This window comes from Archangium lansingense, assembly GCF_026626635.1.
Classification (GTDB): domain Bacteria; phylum Myxococcota; class Myxococcia; order Myxococcales; family Myxococcaceae; genus Archangium; species Archangium lansingense.
Genome location: NZ_JAPNKA010000001.1, coordinates 2034985 through 2052042 on the forward strand (window position 1 = coordinate 2034985; position 17058 = coordinate 2052042).

Annotated in this window: 10 protein-coding genes; 6 read left to right on the forward strand and 4 right to left on the reverse strand. The window is 68.4% G+C overall.

The genetic code is table 11. The annotated features are described in order from the left end of the window. The first annotated feature begins 139 nt into the window (after window positions 1-139). From OV287_RS08195 to OV287_RS08220, 6 genes are all read left to right on the forward strand, one after another. The gene (locus OV287_RS08195) at window positions 140-2281 is read left to right on the forward strand and encodes a GumC family protein (RefSeq protein WP_267542316.1); all 2142 of its coding nucleotides are present in this window, start codon (window positions 140-142) and stop codon (window positions 2279-2281) included. 12 nt (window positions 2282-2293) lie between these two features. Continuing rightward, complete coding sequence (locus OV287_RS08200) at window positions 2294-3430, forward strand: glycosyltransferase (RefSeq protein ID WP_267533430.1); 1137 nt, start codon at window positions 2294-2296, stop codon at window positions 3428-3430. After that, the gene (locus tag OV287_RS08205; RefSeq protein ID WP_267533431.1) at window positions 3427-4815 is read left to right on the forward strand and encodes an O-antigen ligase family protein; all 1389 of its coding nucleotides are present in this window, start codon (window positions 3427-3429) and stop codon (window positions 4813-4815) included. The genes OV287_RS08200 and OV287_RS08205 overlap by 4 nt, the downstream gene beginning before the upstream one ends. Continuing rightward, window positions 4812-5927, forward strand: a complete 1116-nt coding sequence (locus OV287_RS08210; protein ID WP_267533432.1) for a glycosyltransferase — start codon at window positions 4812-4814, stop codon at window positions 5925-5927. The genes OV287_RS08205 and OV287_RS08210 overlap by 4 nt, the downstream gene beginning before the upstream one ends. A gap of 109 nt (window positions 5928-6036) precedes the next feature. Then, window positions 6037-10620: a molybdopterin cofactor-binding domain-containing protein gene (locus OV287_RS08215; protein WP_267533433.1), complete on the forward strand. Its 4584-nt coding sequence runs from the start codon at window positions 6037-6039 to the stop codon at window positions 10618-10620. Window positions 10621-10659: 39 nt separating this feature from the next. Further along, on the forward strand, window positions 10660-12108 hold the full coding sequence (locus OV287_RS08220; RefSeq protein WP_267533434.1) for a hypothetical protein: 1449 nt from the start codon (window positions 10660-10662) through the stop codon (window positions 12106-12108). Window positions 12109-12257: 149 nt separating this feature from the next. On the opposite strand, the gene OV287_RS08225 is transcribed toward OV287_RS08220, so the two are convergent. From OV287_RS08225 to OV287_RS08240, 4 genes are read right to left on the reverse strand one after another with little or no spacing between them, the layout of a single operon-like run. Continuing rightward, complete coding sequence (locus tag OV287_RS08225) at window positions 12258-13388, reverse strand: glycosyltransferase family 4 protein (RefSeq protein WP_267533435.1); 1131 nt, start codon at window positions 13386-13388, stop codon at window positions 12258-12260. Window positions 13389-13407: 19 nt separating this feature from the next. After that, window positions 13408-14562: a glycosyltransferase family 4 protein gene (locus OV287_RS08230; RefSeq protein WP_267533436.1), complete on the reverse strand. Its 1155-nt coding sequence runs from the start codon at window positions 14560-14562 to the stop codon at window positions 13408-13410. Continuing rightward, window positions 14559-15749 carry a glycosyltransferase gene (locus OV287_RS08235; RefSeq protein ID WP_267533437.1) on the reverse strand — a complete coding sequence of 397 codons (1191 nt, stop codon included), beginning with the start codon at window positions 15747-15749 and terminating at the stop codon, window positions 14559-14561. The genes OV287_RS08230 and OV287_RS08235 overlap by 4 nt, the downstream gene beginning before the upstream one ends. Continuing rightward, window positions 15746-16972: a glycosyltransferase family 4 protein gene (locus OV287_RS08240; protein ID WP_267533438.1), complete on the reverse strand. Its 1227-nt coding sequence runs from the start codon at window positions 16970-16972 to the stop codon at window positions 15746-15748. Before OV287_RS08240 ends, OV287_RS08235 begins: the two co-directional genes overlap by 4 nt. Window positions 16973-17058 lie beyond the last annotated feature (86 nt).

Genomic DNA, 17058 nt, shown 5'->3' on the forward strand with positions numbered 1-17058 from the left:
CGGGTGAACGGTGCGTGGCCGGAGGGCTTGCGAGCAAGTCCGGGAAGATTGACCCCCCCGTCCCTCCGGGGCAGTCTGACCCATTGTGGAAGAGACTTCGAACGAAGCCCCAGAGGCCCCGGAGCCGTCGCTGGACGTGATGCAGTACGTCCGCGCGCTCTGGAGGCGCAAGTGGCTCATCGTCGGCGTGACGGCCGTGATGGTGCTGCTGGGCCTGTTCCACACCCTGCGCCAGCCGAAGATCTACGCGGCCAGCACCTCGCTCATCATCGACGTCGCCGCGCCCCGGGTGCTCGACACCGACGTCAAGGAGGTGATGGGCGACGAGCGCGGCAACTACTGGGCGAATAAGGAGTACTACCAGACGCAGAGCGAGGTCATCACCTCTCGCGCGGTGGCCGCGAGGGTGGTGGACCGGCTGGGGCTGCGCACCGACGCGGCCTTCCTCGGGGTGGCGGGCATCCAGGACGAGGAGGCACGCAAGAAGGCCATGGCCTCCGTGGACGCGGTGTCCCTGGTTCGCTCGCGCATCACCGTCATTCCCTCGGCGAACTCGCGCGTGGTGCGCGTCGCCGTGGAGGACGTAGACCCCAAGCGTGCGGCGCTGCTGGCCAACGAGGTAGCCGAGGCCTACATCGCGGAGAACCTGGCCCTCAAGCTGAAGACGACCGAGGGTGCCAGCGTCTGGCTCGAGGAGCGGATGGGAGAGCTGGGCTCGCGCGCCAGCACCAGCGAGCTGGACCTCTACAAGTTCAAGCGCAGCGCGGACGTGCTCTCCCTGTCCGTCAATGGCAAGGACGGGGAGCAGAAGCCGAGCTCGGCGAAGGTGGCCTACGACACGTACATGGCCGAGCTCATCGCCGTGCGCACGAAGATGGCGGCGGTGCAGGCGCGGGTAGACGCCATGCGCCAGCTTCGCAAGAGCGCGGGGCCCGACACGGAACACTGGGCCGAGGGTCTCTCGGAGGCCAGCGAGGGCGCCCTGCGAGACCTGCGCAACAAGGTGCTGGAGCAGCGCACCGCCTGTGTGGAGCTGTCCGAGCGCTACCTGGCGGAGCACCCCAAGATGCAGGAGTGCCAGGGGAAGTTGGCCGTGCTCCAGCAGGAGCTGCGGCGCAGCCTGGAGAACCTGGTGAAGGGCGCGGAGACGGACCTGGCGGCCGTCAAGGCCAACGAACGCACGCTGCTCGAGCGGGTGGGGCAGGCCAAGGCCGAGGCCTTCGAGCTGACGGAGAAGGAGATTGCCTACCACAAGCTCCGGCGCGAGGCGGAGAACGACCAGCGGCTGTACGAGATGGTCCTCAAGCGCTTCAAGGAGCTGGAGCTGTCGGGCCAGCTGCGCACCAGCAACGTACGCGTGCTGGACGCGGCGCTGCCCAACCCTGTGCCGGTGCGCCCCAACACTCGCAGCGCGGTGATTCTCTTCTTCCTGCTGGGGCTGCTGGGGGGCGTGGCGGTGGTGCTGGGGTTGGAGGTGCTCGACGCGAGCGTGGCCAGCCGCGCGGACGTGGAGGAGAAGCTGGGACTGGCCTTCATCGGCGCCATGCCGCCGCTCAAGCCCGAGGATGGGGGCCCGGCGGACCTGTTCATCCACCGTCACCCGCGCTCGCCGGCGGCGGAGATGTGCCGGGCCATCCGTACCAACCTGCTCTTCATGTCGCCGGACAAGCCCTTCCGCACGGTGGTGGTGAGCTCGGCCGGGCCCGCCGAGGGCAAGTCCACCGTTGTCATCAACCTGGGCATGGTGATGGCGCAGACGGGCACCCGGGTGCTGTTGATGGACACGGACATGCGCCGGCCGCGCCTGCACAAGGCCTTCGGCGTCCCCGACGACGTGGGCGTCAGCTCGCTGGTGGTGGGCGAGGGCTCGCTGGAGCGCGCCATCAAGTCCACGGACGTGCCCAACCTCTTCGTGCTGCCCTGCGGACCGCTGCCGCCCAACCCCGCCGAGCTGCTCCACACGCGTGCCTTCTCCGAGCTGCTCGGCAAGCTGCGCGAGCGCTTCGACTGCATCCTGCTGGACAGCCCGCCGCTGGGGCCCGTCTCGGACGCGCTCGTCCTGTCCAAGCAGACCGATGGCATCCTGCTGGTGCTCAAGGCCGGGGTCACCCAGCGAGAGCAGGCGAAGCGGGCCATCCGCTCGCTGCGTGACGTGAAGGCCCGAGTCATCGGCGCCCTGCTCAACCACGTGGACCTCAAGGGTGGCAGGTACGGTGCCGAGTACGGTTACAACTACCGCGCCTACGGCGGCGAGCGCGACGAGCAGCGCACCGCCACCTGAGGACACCACGGTATGAAGGTCCTCCAACTGGGCAAGTACTACGCTCCCTACCGGGGCGGCATGGAGACGCACCTGTCGGGGCTGTGCGAGGAGCTCAAGGGCCGCGTGGAGCTGGAGGTGCTCGTCTCCAACACGGCCCTGCGCACCGTGCGCGAGGTGGTGAACGGCGTACCCGTCACCCGCTGCGCCGAGCTGGTGAAGGTGGCCTCCACTTCGCTCAACCCCACGCTGTCGCTGGAGCTGTCGCGGCGCCGGTACGACCTGCTGCACATGCACTTCCCGCACCCCATGGCGGTGATGGCATACCTGGGGAGCGTACGGCCGCGGCGGCACGGGCTCGTCATCACCTACCACAGCGATGTGGTGCGCCAGAAACGGCTGCTGAAGGTGTATGGCCCCTTCATGCAGCGGGCATTGGCACGTGCGGACGCCATCCTGGTGGGCTCGCCCAACTATGTGGAGACGTCCGAGGCGTTGCGACCGCACCGGGACAGGTGCCACGTGGTGCCCTTCGGCATCGACGTGTCTCGCTTCGTCCGCACGCCCGCGCGCGAGGCGGCGGCCGCGGCCGTGCGGGCCCGGTATGGCGGGGCTCCGCTGCTGATGGGGGTAGGGCGGCTCGTTTATTACAAGGGCTTCGACCACGCCATCCGCGCGCTGCGCGAGGTGGAGGGTGCGCACCTGCTGCTGGTGGGTGAGGGGCCGCTGCGCGCGGAGCTGGAGGCACTGGCCCGGGCATGCGGCGTGGCCGGGCGCGTCCATTTCCTCGGGAACCTGGGAGACGAGGAGCTGCTCGCGCTCTACTTCGCGTGCGACGCCTACGTGCTGTCCTCCGTCACCCGCGCCGAGGCCTTCGCGCTGGTGCAGCTCGAGGCGCTGGCGTGCGGGCTGCCCGTCATCAATACCGCGTTGGACTCGGGAGTGCCCTTCGTCAGTCGCCACGAAGAGAGCGGTCTCACCGTGCCGCCAGGGGACGAGGCGGCGCTGGCCGCGGCCATGCGGCGAATGCTGGGGCACCCGGAGCAGCGGCGGGCCTGGGGCGAGGCGGGCCGAGCGCGCGTCTTGGCCGAGTTCACCCAGGCGCGCATGGGTGAGCGGGTGCTCGCCGTCTACCGGGAGGTCATGGACGCGAGAAGGGGGAGGGGATGATCGGCCTCCTCCTGACGCTCTTCTCCCTCATCGGGACGCTGCTGGCCACGCGGCGCAGCCTGGGCCACGGGCTGGGCGCGCTGCTGCTGGTGGGCTACTTCTACGGCATCCTTCGGGCACGCTTCGCGGACGGCTTCTCGCACTTCATGTTCGACGCCGCCGTGGCCGGCCTCTACCTGGCTGTCCTCACCAACCGGAGGCGGAAGATGCGCTTCGGCCATGACGGCCAGGTGCTGCGGCTCTGGGTCAAGGTGCTGATGGTGTGGCCGCTGTGCACCATGCTGCTGTCGCCCTTCTTCGACTCGCAGCACTTCTTCATCCAGTTGGTGGGCCTGCGCGTGGCCATCCTGCTGCTGCCGTTGATGGCCATCGGCGCGCGGATGACCGAGGAGGAGTTGGATTCGCTGGGGACGTGGGTGCTGTGGCTCAATGCCGTGGCGTTCCTCTTCGCCGTGGCGCAGCTTGCCATTGGCGTAGAGCCCTTCTTCCCGCGCAACGCCGTCACCACCGTCCTCTACCTGTCCAACGACGTGGGCGAGGAGCGCGCCCTGCGCATCCCGGCCATCTTCAACACCTCGCACGCGTACGGGGGCACCATGCTGCTGTCGTTGCCGCTGCTGGTGCGCCGCTGGCAGCGGTTGTCCTCGGGCCGGAGCCGGGTGTTTACCGGGATGGTGCTGGCGGCCAGCGTGCTGGGAGTCTTCATCTGTGCGGCGCGTAGCCCGGTGGCGCAGCTCGTGCTCATCCTCGGGCTGCTGCTGCTCGTCGCTGGGTTGTCGTTCAGGCTGCTGGCGGGCGTGGTGGGACTGGCGGGGGTGGTGGGGTTGATCGTTGCCGCCAACCCGCGCTTCCAGCGCTTCGCCACGTTGGAGGACACCAGCTATGTCTCGGACCGGGTGGCGTTGAGCGTGAACACCAACCTGTTCGACGTCATCTCGAATCATCCGCTGGGCAACGGGCTGGGCAGCGCCGCGGGAACGAGCATTCCCTTCTTCCTGTCTCATCTGGCCCGGCCTCAGTACGGCCTGGAGAATGAGTTCGCCCGCATCGCCATGGAGCAGGGTCTTATCGGCCTGGTGTTCTGGGTGCTCTTCCTCGGCTGGCTCTTTACCCGGTTGCCGCCGCGCCGCCGCGGTGGTTCGCTGATTGCCGAGCGGATGATGTGGGCCACCGTCCTGACGGTCTGGGCCACTGCCGTCATGGGTACGGGCACGCTCTCCTCGATTCCTGGCACCGCCTTCCTGCTGCTGTGGATGGGCATCATCGTCGGGACGCGGCGTCCCGCACCTGTCCCGCAGCGCCGGCTGGTGGTGTCCCAAGCCCTCGTGCCTCAGGCTCCTGTCACGCCGCCGCCGCCCGTGGGGCTCTCGGAAGGGCGCGCATGAGCCCACGCAGGAGGCGAGTGGCCTTCGTGGTGAATGGCACGCAGGGCAGCCCCATGAGCACTCGCGCCGAGTCCTTCGCGCGGGCCTTGGAAGCGGACTTCGACTGCGTGCTGCTCCACCGCCAGCCCCGAAAGCTGCGGGCCATCTCCGAGCTGGCGTCTGGGCTGAGCGCCTTGCGGCCCGACGCAGTGTACGTGCTCGACCTGGGATATTCGGGTATCGCCGCCGCGGCTCTTTATGGAGTGCTCGGGAGGGTGCTCGGGCGCTGCCCTCGCGTCGTGGACACCGGGGATGCCATCGCGGCCCTCGCGCGCTCGGTGGGAGGCCGAGGCCGGGTGGGGGAGCTGCTCACCGAGGGCCTCGAGCAGTTCGGCTTGCGTACCGCGGATGCCATCGTGGTGCGGGGCACCTTCCACCAGCGATTGCTCTCTGAGCAGGGCCTCGCCAGCACCGTCATCCAGGATGGTGTGCACGTTGACGCATTCCTGCCCCGTCCCGCGGCGGAGCTGCGCCGGAAGCTGGGTTTGGAGGACGTGCTGACGATTGGCATTCTCGGCTCCTCCATCTGGAGTGAGCGGCTTCAGGTGGCCGTAGGCTGGGAGCTGATTGAGCTGATGCGCCTGCTGAAGGGTCGGCCCGTGAAGGGCGTGCTCATCGGTGATGGCAGTGGTGTGCCCCATCTGCGTGAGCGGTGCCGGCGTTATGGCATTGAGGAGCAGGTGCTCTTCATCGACCGCGTGCCCTACGCGTCCGTGCCTGAGTATCTCGGCGCGCTCGACGTGGTGTTGTCGACGCAGAGCAACGACGTCGTGGGCCAGGTGCGCACCACGGGGAAGCTGCCCCTCTACATGGCCAACGGGCGCTTCATCCTCGCCACCGACGTGGGCGAGGCCTCACTGGTACTGCCGGAGGAGATGCGCGTGCCCTATGCGGGCGTGGTGGATGCGTCCTACCCATCCCGTCTGGCCGAGCGTGTGGAGGGATTGCTCGCCAGGCCCGAGCGATTGCGCGCGGGTGAATCACTGATAAGCGTGGCACGGCAAAAGTTTGACTACACCGTGTTGGCCAGACGCGTCAGGGATGTGCTCGAGCGTGTTGTGTCATCTCGTTGACACTCTTTCGGCACCCGGGTGATGCGATAAATCCTGAGTGAAATGTATTCACTCTATGTCTGTCTGTGTACATTTGCGCTGATTACGCCCATCAGGGGAAGTCAGCGCTATGAGCAACCCGGTTTCCTTCTTCCTCAACGGTCAGGCCGTTACCATTGAGGACCCGTCGCCCGACCTGCTGCTGATCGACTTTCTGCGCTCGCCCGAGGTGGGGCTCGCAGGGCCGAAGAAGCCCTGCGGACAAGGCGGATGTGGTGGCTGCACGGTCATTCTCTCTCACTGGAACGAGGACGAGGGTCAGGCCGAGCACCGCGCCATCAACTCCTGTCTGCGCCCGGTCTGCTCTTTGGGCGGGCTCGTGGTCACGACAGTCGAGGGGACGGGTGCCGCGCGGCGTCCGAACCCCGAGCACCTCACCCACTCCCTGACCTTCGGCCGCTCGGCGGCCCCACCGCAGACGCCGCCTCCCGCGGTGCTCGAGGCGCAGCATCAGGCGGAGGCGAAGCGGATGGCGGTGCTGAAGAAGGCAGGCGCGGCGGTCGCAACTGCCGCGTCCCCTTCCGTCCGGCTCAGGGACGAGATGGCGGACCACCCCTCTGAGCTGTCGCACGAGGGCATGAACCCGGTGGCTCACCGCCTGGCCATGAACAATGGCACCCAGTGCGGCTATTGCACCGTGGGGTTCGTGATGAACATGTCGGAGTTCATCGCCAACAACCCGAGGGCCACCAAGCGGGAGATTGAGGATGCGCTGGATGGCAACCTCTGCCGCTGCACGGGCTATCGGTCCATCCTGACGGGCATGAAGACCTTCGCCTCCAACTGGACGGCGGAGGATGAGAAGAACCGGATGAAGTGCCTGCCGGACGACGAGGCCCTGTCCCAGAAGCCGGCAAGCTCTGTTGTCATTCCCTTCCCGCCCGAGGCCCAGACTCCGGCTCAGGGCGTTTCAGTGGATGACGGGCAGCGCATCTGGCGCACGCCGGCCACCCTCGCCGAGCTCGCCCAGCTGATGCGCGAGCATCGTGGCTCCAGGCTGCGGCTTGTCTACGCCAACACCTCCTACGGTATCTACCCGGAGGAGTACCTCGCGGCCCAGGTGCTGCTCGACATCCGGCTCATCCCGGAGCTCAACGCGGCTCCGGTCGTGACGGAGGAGGGGCTCCGCATTGGTGCCGGCATCACCTATTCCGAGCTGCTCACCGTCCTGGAGTCGGTGATGCGCGAGCGGGGCGAGCTCTCGGCGGGCCCCGACAACGAGCTCCAATACAAGGCGACGACCCGGCTCGGGGCCGCGCACTTCATGGCGCGGCGCACCGCCGGACGCATCGTGCGCAACGCGGCCTCGCTGGGCGGCAACTCGATGCTCGTGCTGAAGCACATCACCGGAAAGTCCGAGCCGTTCCCGTCGGACATCTTCTCGGCCCTGGCCGCCATCGAAGCGGAGGTCGAGTATCTCGACACGCGGAGCACGAAGGACTCCTCGCTCCGCCGCAGCACGGTCGAGAAGCTGGTCGCCCTCGTCCAGGAAGAGCCGGAGCTGATCGACGCCCTGGTGCTGGTTGCCTACCACCTGCCCTATGGCTCGTCTGGGGAGGTGGTGCTGCCGCAGAAGGTGGCGCTGCGCGAGGTGAATGCGCACAGCATCGTCAATGCCACCAGCCGGTTCGGGTTGTCCGATGACTTCACCGTCGAGACGGCCGTCCTGGTGTTCGGCGGCATCGCTCCCTTCCCGTGGCGGGCTCGGCAGACGGAGGAGAAGCTGCTGGGCAAGCGGCTGGCGCTGACCGACATGCCGGAGCTCGCGAGCGTGCTGGAGAAGGAGGTTCGTGCCGAGCTCCAGCGCTGGGCCGAGCGCATGAAGGGGTTGCCGACGGAGGGCTTCACCAACGAGTACCGGGTGCAGCTTGCAATCTCGTTCCTCTACAAGGCCGTGGTGAACGCGCTCGTCGAGCGGCACGCTCCCGTTCCGGAGCCGGTCCGCTCCAGCGGGGAGATCACCTGGGGCCGCTGGCCCGTCAGTGACGGCAAGCAGTCCTACAAGAGCCAGTCCTTCAAGAAGCCTGTCTCGCAGCCCTACATCAAGTACATGGCGATGGAGCAGGCCTCGGGGCAGATTCACTACGCCCACGAGCTGCCGGTGCCGCCGCTCACCGTCAATGCGGCCTTCGTGCAGAGCCGCCGTGCGCTGGCCTCCTGGAACTTCGTGATTCCTGGCCAGAATGGGGCGGTGAGTGCGGGGGCGTTGCGCGAACATCTGAGCGAATACTCCGCCTCCTTCGTCGACCTCATCACCTCCGAGAACATCAAGGACGGTGGCATCAACCTGCAGGGCATGGGGTCCGACCAGCCGCTGTTCGCGGTGAAGCAGGTGGAGTACGTCGGACAGTCGCTTGCCCTGGTGAGCGCCGACACTGAGCAGGAGGCGTTCCGGCTCGCCGACTACGTCACCAGCCAGTGCGTGGCCTACGGGCCCGTCGAGGTGTCTGAGTGCTCGCCGGCCTGGTGGAGCAAGCCCGTGCTGGGCCTGGACGAGGCCATCCGCCTCAACAGCATCTTCCCCGACTGGCCGAGCGCAGCTCCCTTCATCTCGCACATCTGGAAGATCACTCGGCCGGGCAGCCGCTTCGACTGGGCCAACGTGGGGAAGGATCCCCTGGACAAGTCCATCGTCAACCGGAAGGCGGTGTTGGACGGAGTGCCCTGCCAGGTGGTGGAGGGCACGCAGGCCACCGGCGGTCAGGTCCACTTCTACATGGAGCCTCAGGCCGCCGTGGCCGAGCCCGCTGACGGTCGGCGGTTGATCATGCGGCCCTCCACGCAGAGCCCGATGGAAATGCACCAGACGGTGGCCTCGGCGCTGGGCGTCCAGCACAACCGCATCGACGTGCAGGTTCCGCCCGTGGGAGGTGGCTTCGGCGGCAAGACGGAACAGGCCCGCTTCGTCGTGGGTGCCGCCGCGGTCGCCGCTCACGCGATGAAGAGGCCAGTTCGCCTGACGCTCACGCGCGAGCAGGACACGGCGATGATTGGCAAGCGCCACGCCTATTACGGTCAGTACCAGGTCGCCATCGACCGGGGTGAGTTGAACCCAGCCGACCGCGGCCTCATTCGCGGCTTCCTGAACCGGATGTGGGGCGACGGCGGCGCCTTCTACGACTGCTCCTTCATCGTCTCCAACTGCATCCAGACGCGCGCGGACAACGCCTACCGCATCCCGAACTTCGAGAACCAGATCGACGTCTGCCGCACCAACACGGCTCCCAGCACCGCCTTCCGGTCCTTCGGCGATGTCCAGGCCAAGGTCATCACGGAGAGCGCGCTCGACGACGCGGCCTTCAGCGTCGGGATGACGGCCGAGGAGGTCCGCGAGAAGAACCTCTACGTGCGTGGCGACGTCACGCCGTTCGGCCAGGCTCTGTCGTACTGCTACATCCGTCAGGTCTGGGACTACCTGAAGCAGGTCTGCAAGTACGAGCAGAAGCGGCAGGAGGTCGAGGCGTTCAACGCCGCGAATCGCTGGCGCAAGCGCGGGCTGGCCATGCTGCCCGTCAAGTACGGCTCGGGCTACAACCTGGCGCAGCTGGAGCAGGCGACGGCCGTGGTCTCCATCTTCCAGGCCGATGGCTCCATCGTCATCCACCAGGGCGGCGTGGAGATGGGGCAGGGCCTGCTGACCCTGGTGCGGCAGATTGCCGCCTACATCCTGAACGTGCCCATGGAGATGATCCATGTGGAGGGGCCGAGGACCAGCGTCACCCCCAACCCGTCCAGCACCGGCGGCTCGACCGGAACGGCCTACAACGGCGAGGCGGTCAAGCGCGTCTGCGAACAGCTCCGCGGCCGCCTGGCGGAGTTCGCCTACAGCATGCGGGACGAGAACGGCGGCGACTGGTGCACCGCCAACGGCATCGACTTCTGGAACTTCAGTGAGACGGGCTGGAACACCGAGGTGACTATCAATGGGCAGAAGTCGTTGATCTGGCAGAAGCTGGTGCAGCTGGCCTACTCGAAGCGGATCGGCCTGGTGGCGAGCTTCACCGCGCCCATCCCGGGTGGCACCACGCCCATGCCAGCGCTGACCTTCAAGACGCATGAGCAGCAGCCCGTCATTCCGGGCTACACGAGCGACCCGAACTTCAGCGGAGGGGGCTTCGACAGCTTCGTTGGCTTCACCTACTCCGCCGCCTGCTCGGTGACGGAGGTGGATGTGCTCACCGGCGAGGTGAAGGTCATCAGCTCCGACATCGTCTACGACATGGGGTGGAGCCTCAACCCAGCCATCGACATCGGCCAGGTGGAGGGCGCCTTCGTTCAGGGGCTCGGCTACGTGCTGTCGGAGAAGCTGGAGTTCGAGCAGGACGGCGAGGATGTTGGTCGCCTCAACACCCTGAACACCTGGCGCTACAAGCCGCCCGCCGTCACCAGCATCCCGCTGGAGATGAACGTGCACCTGTTCCCGCGCGACCTCGCCGGTGTTCCCATCAGCCCGACCGACGGCGTGCTCTCCTCCAAGGAGGTGGGTGAGCCGCCGCTGGTGCTGGCCACCAGTGCGTTCCTGGCGACGAAGGCGGCCATCCGCGCCTCGCGCCTCGAGCGTGGCCTCGCGGGGCTGTTCCGGTTCGACGCTCCCGCCACCGTGCAGCAGGTGCGGACTGCCTGCGAAGTCAGTGCAAAGGATCTTGCCCTGTAAGTGGTTGCATCCCCCGTAATGGAAGGAAAGACATCAGGCATGACACAAAAATGGAATGCAGCGGCGGCGCTGGCCGCCATGGGTCTCTCGCTGACGGGTGGTGTGGCGTCCGCTCAGCAGAAGCTGGCTCCGAAGAAGCAGCTGACGGCCCAGGCGCCGGCCGCCGCCGAGGCCCTGCTGCGTACTCCGGAAGGATACAAGCTGAAGGAGACCCCGTTCCCCGACTTCGGCTACATGGTCTCCACTCAGGATTATCTGAATAAGTATTCCGACCAGCCGATCTTCCGCCTGAAGACGGACTTCCCCACCGTCAAGCCGAAGAAGCAGCCGGACTTCGTTCAGAAGATCGACTTCCGGAAGAACCCGAAGGAATACCTGCTGGCCGTTCGCGACTACTCCTTCGACGGCAACCTGCCGGATTGGGATCCCTTCAAGAACACCAAGCGCGGCTGGTATCACATTCCCTGGCTGCATCCGTCGACGGAGGGTCCGAATGCCTATCCGCCCAACGGAGGGACGGAGGGGTTCCATGGTCTCATCAAGGAGGCCCCTCTCAGCCCTCTGCAGCTCGGGCCTGGGCAGAAGGGCAAGGATGGCGGCTACTCGGTCTATGCCATCACGCTCGTCAATGACATGGCTGGCTACACGCTGGGCCGGATGTGGGCCGATCCCAACAATCCGGATCCGCGGGCGACGGATCGACGCTACGGCGGCGGCTTCCCGCCCGGCACGGTGTTCGCCAAGCTGTTGTTCACCGATGCGCCCCAGGGGGATGACCAGCTCCCCTTCATGCAGAACCCGCTGCAGTGGACGGCCTACATCACCGAGAACTTCTGGAAGTCCTCCAAGCGCATCGTCACCAAGGTGAACCTGCTGCAGATGGACATCGCCGTGCGCGATACCCGCGCCGATGGGCCCGGCGGCACTGGCTGGGTTTTTGGGACGTTTGCCTACAACGGCCAGGTGAACAACCCCAACAAGTTCCTGAACCTGGTGCCGGTGGGCATGATGTGGGGCAATGATCCCGACAACAAGGTGAATACCACCAACCCGTTCCCGCCGACCGAGACCAAGGTCAATCCCGACCTGAAGGAGACGGTCATCTTCCCGTCGAAGGAGCTGCCGCCGCAGCACCTGGGCTGGAACGGGCGGCTGAACGGGCCCGCCGACCTCAACACCACCTCGTGCCTGAGCTGCCACAACGCGGCCCAGTACCCGGCGGTGTCGAGCCTGGTTCCCGACGGGGCGGTTCCCGACGGCGGTCCGAAGCCGCCCCCGCAGGGTGGCACCGCGGAGTGGATGAAGTGGTTCCAGAACGTGCCGGCCGGCACTTCCATGGACCAGCGCGTCTACTCCACCGACTTCTCGTTCCAGGTGGCCATCGCCCTGACCAATTTCTTCACGGTGAAGGGCAAGGAATTGCAGGGCAACTGGGCCAGTGACTACCAGCTGGCCCCCGTTCCCATTACACGCGGCTTCCCGGATTGATGAAGGCCCTCGGGCATCCGTTCCCCATCCAGGGTGGAGCGGATGCCCGGGTTTGTCAGGAGTACTGATGGCTGGGCGGCGCTCCTGGCCAGCACCCCACCGTCATTCTCTATGACCCCATAATGCAGTCCGGGGCACGGTGAGTGGAGTCAACGAATGGAGGAGTCCGCGAGCCGCTCGTAGAGACGGAAGTAGGCCTCGGCCATCTGCGCCCAGCCGTGCTCCCGGGCCACCTCGCGAGCCCGGAGCCCCATGCGCTCGCGCAGCGGAGCATCCTCCACCAGGGAGCGCATGGCCCGGCTGAGCGCGGCGGCATCCTCCGGATTCGGCAGGACGACACCGCACTCGGGTGTCACGAGGCTCGCGGCCCCCACCGAGCGGGCCGTCACCACCGGGACACCCGAGGCCAGCGCCTCGAGCACCACCAGCGCGAACGTCTCGTAGCGCGAGGGGAACACGAAGAGGTCGCTCGCGCGCAGCAGCCGGGCCACGTCGTCGCGGAAGCCGAGGAAGCTCACCCGGTCCGCTACCCCCAGCCGATCGGCCAGGGCGGGGAAGGGCGAGCCTCGCACGTCTCCCACGACGGCCAGGTGCAGCCCCGGTACCTCGCGCAGCGCGGCCAGCACCGTGTCCAGGTTCTTGCGCCCCGTGCGAATACCTCCCACGAAGAGGGCCAGCGGCCGGTCCTCCGGCAGTCCCCACGTTGCGCGCGGCTCCCTCCCCGGGCGGAACTCCTCCAGGTCGACGCCGTTGGGCACCGTCACCACGTGCTCGGGCGGGAGGCCTGTTGCAAGCAGATCCGCGCGCACTGGCTCCGACACCGCGGCGACGAGCCGAGCCTGACGGTAGGCCCTCTGCTCCCAGCGCGCATTGGCCGCCGTGTAGAGCCACTGGTAGGTGGACTGCAGCCGGCCCGTTACCTCGGAGGCTCGCACGCTGGAGTGCAGCCACGCCGCGTGGACGAAGTGCGAGGTGTTGAGGTGGTGCGGCTCGTCGAGCACGTAGCCGTTGGCGTGGAGGATGTCGACCTCGTCCCTCACGCGCCGCACCAGGGCGGAGGTCCGCTGGGTGAATTCGGCCACCTTCAGCAGGTGGGGTTTCTGCACGCGGGGGTGGATGCGCAGCCAGCGCGCGCCTCGCTCGAGCAGGTCCGGCTCCACCTGGTCCGCCAGCAGCAGCACCTCGTGGCCCCGGGCGAGTGCATGCCGGGCGAGCTGGTAGTTGACGCGCCCTTGCCCGTCGCCGCGGATGACGTTGTGGGTGACGAGCGCCAGCTTCATGCGTCTCCCAGGCTCCGGCTCAATGCCCCGCGAGCCGCCGGTAGGTGTCGAGGATGGTGCGCGCGTGGTTCGCCCACGAGTAGCCGCGCCCGCGGGAGAGCCGCTGGCTTCGGGCCGCCTCGGGCTCCGGCGACCCCAACAACTGGTGCACCGCCTCCGTCCAGGCTCCGACGTCTCCCACCGGGGCATAGGTGATGGTGTCCCCGCCCACCTCGCGCAGCACGGGCAAGTCGCTTGCTACCACGGGCGTCCCGCAGGCCATGGCCTCGATGACGGGCAGGCCGAAGCCCTCGGCCTCGCTCGTCACCAGCACGGCCCGCGCCTTCCGGTACAGTCCCGCGAGCGATGCCCGGTCGAGCTTTGGAGGTTGCAGCAGCGCGTCGCCAATGCCGAGCCGCGTTACCTGGTCGCGCTGCGTGTCGGTCAGCGCGGCCCCCTGCTGCACCAGGCGCAGTTCTGGATGCCGGCGGCGCAGCGCCGCGAAGACCTCGAAGAGCACGTCCAGGCGCTTGCGGGGAATTCCGCTGCCCACGTGCAGCACGTAGGGATGGCCGCCGAGCGGACGCAGCATCTCCTCGCTGATGTCTCCCGGTATCGGCTCGGGCCCGAATTCAGACGAGACCCCCATGGGGGCGTGCACCAGCCGCTCCGGGGGGACGACGCCGTGGCGCAGCAGCTCATCGCGCACCGCACGGGTGCTGTGGAACACCACCGCCGCCCGCTGCAGCCCCTTCAGCGAGGTCCATGCCATGGCTCGGAACCACGCCGGCCGCGGCTCCTTCTCCGGCTCCAGGACGCTGCGGAAGGCATCCAGGTCGTGGCAGTACACACCCGCGCGCCCGGGCGGTAGGGCGTGCACGAGCTGCGCGTACGTGTGGTCCACCACGTGCCAGACGTCCTGCCCGCGCGAGCGCAGCGCCACCCGCGCTGGGTAGGCGAGGAAGCGCGTCAGCACCCGGTCCACGTTGAGTGCTTCCCGTCGCTCGCGCAGCACGGGCAACCGCCGCGCCAGGGGCACCAGCTTGGGGCGCACCGACGTCACCCAGACCTTCTCCGCTAGCGGGCCGTGGAACTGCTCGTGCAGGGCCTCGCCCGCGAGGTCCATGCTCGGCCACTGCTCCTCGAGCGGGTCCATCAGCAACGCCAGCCGCAACGGAATGTCGGTGTTGCTCATGTGTCCTCCACCACGCGCGCGCGGACGCGGTCCTGCAGGACGTCCAGCGTATGCGCGAGCGAGAAGTTCTCCATGTAGAATTCGGCCGCGCGCCGGCCCAGGGCGGGCCAGCTCTCTGGCTCGGACAGCAGGGCCTCGGCCGCCTCCAGGACAGCGGCGCTCGTGGCCTCGGGGGCCAGGGCGAGCGCGCCAGAGTCCCGCCAGGGAGGCTCCGTGGCGGGGCCCGCATTGGACACCAGCGGCATGCCCAGCCCCAGTCCCGCCATGGCGCTACCTCGGCGCGTGCTGATTCCATCGGGGAAGGGCTGCACGAGCACGTCGCAGGCCTTCAGCGCGGCGGCGAGCTCGTCCCCAGGCAGTCCTCCCAGCGCCTGCACACGTCCGGCGAGCTCTGGATGGTGCCTGGTGAGTTGCTCGGCGAAGCGTGCGCTGCCCCGGCCCGCCAGCACCACCCGGCGGCGTGCGTCCTTCCGTAGCAGCGCGGGCAGCACTTCCTCCAGCAGCCCTGTGATGAGCTCCCCGTAGGTCCCCAGGTGGCCGATCAGCACTGCCTCCGGAGAGGGATGCAGCGAGGCGCGGCGGGACTCCACCGCACTCGCGGGCGGCCGGGTGGGTAGGTTGCTCGGCACGGGCAGCCACTCGATGGGCACCCGGCGTGGAGGCGAGTGGAGGAGCCTGTTCCACCACAGCGTGGAGACGAAGACGCGGTCTGCTCGCGCCAGCGTGAGCGCCGCCATCACCCGCGTGACGGCACCCAGCACGTTGTGGCGCCACGGCAGCTTCCAGCCCCAGGGGAAGCAGACCTCGTGGAAGAACATCCACATCTCGTCCTCTCGGCGCCGCGCGAGCCACAGCGCGAAGGGGACATTCATCGCCTTGTAGCCGAAGGCGTGGGGCACGTACTGCACCACCAGCCGCTTGGGGCCGGGGAGTCTCTCCAGCTCGCGCTCCAGCCGTCGCAGGCCCCGCACGCCGAAGCCCTCGGGCAGCCAGTGTACGGTGACGCCCTCGGGGGCCTGGGAGTCTCGTGACTCGCCCGGGGCCCAGACATGGACGGTGCAGCCCGCGCGTGCGAGCCCTTCGGCCACCTGCCACGTGTAGTCGCTCACCCCGCCGGGCTGCGGGGGGAACTCGCCGGTGAGCAGGTGCCAGGAGACGCCGAGCGCGTCCGCATGCCGTTCGCTCATGCCCGCCCTCCGAGCACCTTCATGTAGACCTCCTGCACCTGGGCGGCATAGCGCTCGCGGGTGAAGCGTGCGAGCACCGAGCGCCGGGCCTCCTCACCCAACCGTGCGCGAAGCTCCGGCTCTCGGACGAGCCGCGCCATCGCTCCGGCGAGCCCCTCCACGTCCCCGGGCGAGAAGGTCAGCGCGTCGTGCCCGGAGCGGACGAGCTCCGCGGCGCCGCCCGCCGCGGACACCACCACCGCTCGGGCACACGACATGGCCTCGACGATGGTCATTCCGAAGGGCTCCGGCCGCGTGCTGGCGTGCACCACTCCGTCGAGTGCCCGGTAGATGGGGGCGGGCTCGGACTGGAAGGGGATGAAGCCCACGTGCGCCTCCAGGCCCAGCGCGTGCGCGGTGTTGCGCAGCTCCGCCTCCGAGAACTGAGAGCCCGGGGTGCGGTACACGGGGCTGCCCACCACGTAGAAGCGCACTGCATGCGTGGGGTGCTGGGCCCGCAGGCGCGCCGCGGCCTGGAGGAACACCTCCTGCCCCTTCCAGCGCGCGTAGGTGGCCACCAGCCCGAGCCGCACCGTTCCTTCTGGCGCCGGGGGCAGGCCCGCGAGCGTGTCGAGCCATCCGCCCTCAGCGGGGCCGGGCGAGAAGCGCTCCGTGTCCACGCCATTGTGCACCGGGTGTACCGGGACACGGCCGAGCACGTGCCGGGCGTCCTCCGCCACTGCCGCCGAGTTGGCGATGGCCGCCGCCGCGCGCACCCCGGCCAGCCGCAGCACGCGTCGCAGCAGGGGCCGCTCGCCCAGGAAGTCATGGAGGTGCCACACCACGGGGGCACCCGGGGCGCAGAGCGCGGAGAGCAGGTGCGTCTTGAGGCCGTTGGAGTGGACGAGGGTGGGGCGGAAGTGCCGCAGGGCCCGTTGCAGGGCGAGCAAGTGGGCCGCCGCGGAGGGCGTCGCCCGGGCCAGGGCGGTTCCGAAGCGCAGATAGCGCTCCGCTCCAGCGCCGCGCAGCTGCGAGTCTCCGAGTGAGGCGAGCTCGGTGGACAGGGGCAGGGCGAGCGTCTCCACGCCCAAGGCCCGTGCCTGCTCCGTCAGCGGCCCCTCCGCTCCGGCGATGAGCCCGAGCCAGGGCGCCTGGGGTGCACGGCGCAGGCAATCCAGCAGGTCCAGGAGCGTCCGCTCCGCCCCACCCACCACCCCCACTGGACTGAGGAAGAGCAACCTCACCGGGCGGAACCCACCAGAGGTCGACCGGCCGGGTCAAGGCAACGATGCATCCATGAGAGGTGGGAACAGGCCCGGGAGGACCGGCT